A 4,291-nucleotide genomic window follows, 5' to 3' on the forward strand; every position below is an offset into this window, starting at 1 on the left:
GCTCGGCCCGGGCTGGGCCCGGGTTCGATCTGGGTTCGGTCTGGGTTCGGTCTGGCGTTCGGGGCGGCGCGGCCAGCGGCGGGTCCGGCGGACGCATAGGATTGCTCGACGTGACTGACTCCGGAAGCTCCGATTCCCGCAGCCCACTCGACACCGAGGCCTCGCCGCTCGACGCCGAGGTGTCCGGACGGCCGTCAGGCCGGTCGTCAGGTCAGCCGTCAGGCGAGGCGTCCGAGGGGACGCCCGAGTCGGTGTCCGAGACCGGGACGGTGCCCGAGGCCGGGACCGAGACGGTGTTCGAAGCCGCGACCGAGGCTGGGACCGAAGCCGAGACCGAAGCCGAGACCGCGCCGAGGGTCGGCCGGTCGGCGCCCGAGCCGCTCGACGGCGTCTGGGACGTCGTGGTGGTCGGTGCCGGACCGGCCGGAGCCTCGGCCGCGCACGCCGCCGCCGTCCAGGGCCGGCGGGTGCTGCTCCTCGACAAGGCCGAGCACCCCCGTTACAAGACCTGCGGCGGCGGCATCATCGGCCCGTCCCGGGACAGCCTGCCGCCCGACTTCCGGCTGCCGCTGCAGGACCGCGTGCACGCCGTCACCTTCGCCTACGACGGGCGGTTCACCCGGACGCGTCGGTCCCGGCGGATGCTGTTCGGCCTGGTCAACCGGGACGAGTTCGACCTGCGCCTGGTGCAGGCGGCCAAGCAGGCCGGGGCGGTGCTGGTCACCGGAGTGACCGTCACCGGCGTCGAGCAGCGCGGCGGTGAGCACCGGACGGCGCTGGTGACGGCCGCCGACGGGCGCACCTTCGAGGCGCGCGCGGTGGTCGGCGCGGACGGCAGCGCGAGCCGGATCGCCCGGCACGTCGGCGTCACCTTCGACCAGATCGACCTCGGCCTGGAGGCGGAGATCCCCGTCCCGCCGCAGGTCGCCGCGGACTGGTCGGGCCGGATCCACCTCGACTGGGGCCCGCTGCCCGGCAGTTACGGCTGGGTGTTCCCGAAGACCGAGTCGAGCAGCCTGACCGTCGGCGTCATCTCGGCGCGCGGTGACGGTGAGCGGACCAAGCAGTATCTCGCCGACTACATCCGGCGGTTGGGGCTGTCCGGCTTCACCCCGAGCGTGGAGTCCGGGCACCTGACCCGCTGCCGGGCCGAGGACTCGCCGCTCTCCCGCGGCCGGGTGCTGGTCGCCGGGGACGCGGCCGGACTGCTGGAGCCGTGGACCCGTGAGGGCATCTCGTACGCGCTGCGCTCGGGCCGGCTGGCCGGCGAGTGGGCGGTGAAGGTCGCGGAGGCGGGCAAGGCGGCGGACGTGCGGCGCGAGGCGCTGAACTACGCGTTTGCCATCAAGGCCGGGCTGGGCGTGGAGATGCGCGCCGGCAAGCAGCTGCTGGGCGCCTTCGAGCGGCGCCCGTACCTGTTCCACGCGGCGGTCTGCCTGGTGGCGCCGGCCTGGCGGGCCTTCGCCCGGACCACCCAGGGGCACACCACCTTCGCGCAGGTGCTCCGGCAGTACCGGGCGGCCAGGAAGCTGGCGGCGATGGCGTCCCGGTGACGGGAGGCCCTGGAAGCGGGTGCGGCCCTGGAGGCCCGTCGGGCACCTGGGGCACCTGAGGCGCGGGCCGGCGCTCCGTTGTTCGGGGAGCGCCGGCCCTTGCTGCCCCACCGGCCCAACGGGCCGTGTCCTCCGGCTATTTGAGCCCGGAGTCGAGTGCGTTGATGAGCGTGCCGGAGGGAGTGTCGCCGGACATCTCCCAGATCATGCCGCCGAGCAGGTTCTTCGACTTGAGGTAGGCCGTCTTCTGGGCGATCGACCAGGCGTCGTCGAAGGTCCACCACTGGCCGCCGGCTCCGGTGTAGCCGTACGTCGCAATGGACTTGGGGTCGTGGTACACGGTCAGGTTGGGGACGCCGGTGATGAGGTTGTTGTAGCCGCGGGTGCCGGCCTCCTCGCTGAACTGGCCCGGGGCCGCGCCGTTCGCGGACTGCCACACGCCGGAGGCGCCGCCGTCCGCCACGCCCTGCCAGCCGCGCCCGTAGAACGGGAAGCCGATGGTGAGCTTGCGCGGGTTGACCCCGGCGCCGAGGTAGGTCTGGACCGCCGCGTCCACGCTGAAGTGGAAGTTGTACGGGTCGTTCGGGTCGGCGTAGAGGTTGGCCTGGGGGCCGGTGCGGTTGGGCTCCCAGGAGTTGTCGCTGCCGGAGCCGTGGAAGTCGTAGCCCTGGACGTTGGCGATGTCCAGCGAGCTGAAGATCTTCGTGAGGTCCCAGCCCGCGGCGACCTTCGCCGGGTCGGCCGGGGTGAAGGCGGTGAGCAGCTTGTGCGAGCCGCCCAACGCGTCGAGCTGCTTGCGGAATTCGGCCAGCAGCAGGGTCAGGTTGCCCTTGTCGTTGGCGCTCCAGTGGTTGCCGGCGTGGCCGTCGGCGGAGCCGGGCCACTCCCAGTCGAGGTCGATGCCATCGAAGATCCCGGCCGCCACGCCGTCGCCGCCGGCGCCGTTGTAGACCGGCAGGTTGCCCTTGATCCACACGTCGAGGCAGGACTTGACGAACTTCTGGCGGGAGGCGTCGGTGGCGGCGACGTCCGAGAAGTACTTGGAGTACGTCCAGCCGCCGAGTGAGACGACCACCTTCAGGTTCGGGTACTTGGCCTTCAGCTTCTTCACCTGGTTGAGGTTGCCGCGGAGTTTGCCCCAGCCGTCGTCGGCCACGCCGTCCACCGACTGGTCGGCGCTCATCGGGCGGGCGTAGTCGGCGTCGGCGTCACCGGCGCCGGTGCCCTGGTCCGGGTCCTGCGGGTTGGCGGTGGTGCCCTTGGTGACGCCCGCCAGGCAGGTCAGGTTGACCGGATCGATGTTCTCGAAGGCGTAGTTGACGACGTCGAGCTTGGCCGCGCTGCCGGAGGTGTCGAGGTTCTTGACGAAGTACTGGCGGCCGTAGATGCCCCACTGGACGAAGTAGCCGACCCGGGCGTACTTTCCGGCGCCGACCAGGTCCGAGGTGGTGGCGGTGAGCGGGGCGGAGGCGGGCGAGGCGTTGTCGGCGGGGTCGCGGGCCTTCACGGTGAACGTGTAGGTGGTGGACGGGGACAGGCTGCCGACCGTCGCGGTCAGGGTGCCGCCGCCGACCGTCGCCACCAGCGTGCCGCCCTGGTAGACGTCGTACGCGGCGACCCTGACGTTGTCGGTCGCGGCGTTCCAGGCGAGCGTGACGTCCGACGAACTGACCGCCGTGGTGCGGAGGTTGGTCGGCGCGGTGGGCGGGACCGGGTCGGTCGACGGGTCGAAGGTGGCGGCGGTGACGGGCGCGCTGAGTGGTCCGGTGTTGCCGCGGCTGTCCTTGGCCCGGACGGTCAGCGTGTATGTGGTGGCCGGGGTGAGCCCGGTGAGCAAGGCGCTGGTGGTGGTGCTGGAGCCGACCGCGGTGGCGCCGTTGAGCACGTCGTAGGAGGCGACCGGGAAGTCCCCGCCGGTGGCGACCGGCCAGGTCAGGGCGAGCGTGTGCGCGGTGGACTCGGTGACCGCCGGGGTGCCCGGCGCGGACGGCGGGACGTCGGCGGTGCCGTCGCACTTGTCGCCGTTGACGCGGCAGTTGGTGGGGGTGGCGACCGGGCCGTTGCCGACGAACCAGAAGCTGTACGGCTCGGTGGTGCTGTGGGCGTTGACGGTGGCGTTGTAGAACGCGTTGGTCGCGGTGACGTGCTGGCCGTTGACGGTGGCGGTGCCGTTGTAGCTGTTGCCGATGGTGACGCCGGCCGGCAGGTCGAACTCCAGGGTCCAGCCGGTCACGGCGGTGGCGTTGTCGTTGTGGACGATGTAGGTGCCCTGCCACCAGGAGCCGTTGTTGGCGGTGGTGAAGGCGGCGGTGAGCTTTCCGGCGGCGTTCGCCGGGGCGGCCAGCGCGGTGAGCGCGGCGAGGGGCAGGAGCAGGACGGAGAGCAGTGCCAGCAGTCTGCTGCGCACGCGCGGGCGCCTGGCCCGGGATCGAGCGGACATGGTTCTCCCTGTGACTGTGGGGGTTGGACAGGGTGACGTAGAACCGCTGTGCTTGGTGCGTGTGCGATGGGTGCCCGCGCCGTGGGGAGGCGGGGCATGGGCACTGTAGGAGGACTGGACCAATGCGTCAACAGGTCTGTACCACTGGGGAGTTGGGGGATTCGTCGGGGTGGTGCGGGCCGGTCGGGGGCTGCGGGGGGGGGGGGGGGGGGTGTCCCCCGCCCCGCGGGGCGGGGGCGCTGCTGCGCCGCCGCCCGACGGTCATCTCGTGGCGGAGGCTGCTGGAGACGGCCCGCAC

The 4,291-nt window shown here is 72.2% G+C and carries 2 protein-coding genes; one reads left to right on the plus strand and one right to left on the minus strand.

The window, feature by feature from the left end; genetic code table 11:
* The first annotated feature begins 110 nt into the window (after positions 1-110).
* Positions 111-1,553, plus strand: coding sequence for a geranylgeranyl reductase family protein (locus ACFV6I_RS20170; RefSeq protein ID WP_380426709.1), 1,443 nt, complete (start codon positions 111-113; stop codon positions 1,551-1,553).
* A 136-nt stretch (positions 1,554-1,689) separates the two neighbouring features.
* On the opposite strand, the gene ACFV6I_RS20175 is transcribed toward ACFV6I_RS20170, so the two are convergent.
* The gene (locus tag ACFV6I_RS20175; RefSeq protein ID WP_380426711.1) at positions 1,690-3,993 is read right to left on the minus strand and encodes a glycosyl hydrolase family 18 protein; all 2,304 of its coding nucleotides are present in this window, start codon (positions 3,991-3,993) and stop codon (positions 1,690-1,692) included.
* Positions 3,994-4,291 lie beyond the last annotated feature (298 nt).

Source organism: Kitasatospora sp. NPDC059803 (assembly GCF_042732255.1).
In the GTDB taxonomy this organism is placed as follows: Bacteria; Actinomycetota; Actinomycetes; order Streptomycetales; family Streptomycetaceae; genus Kitasatospora.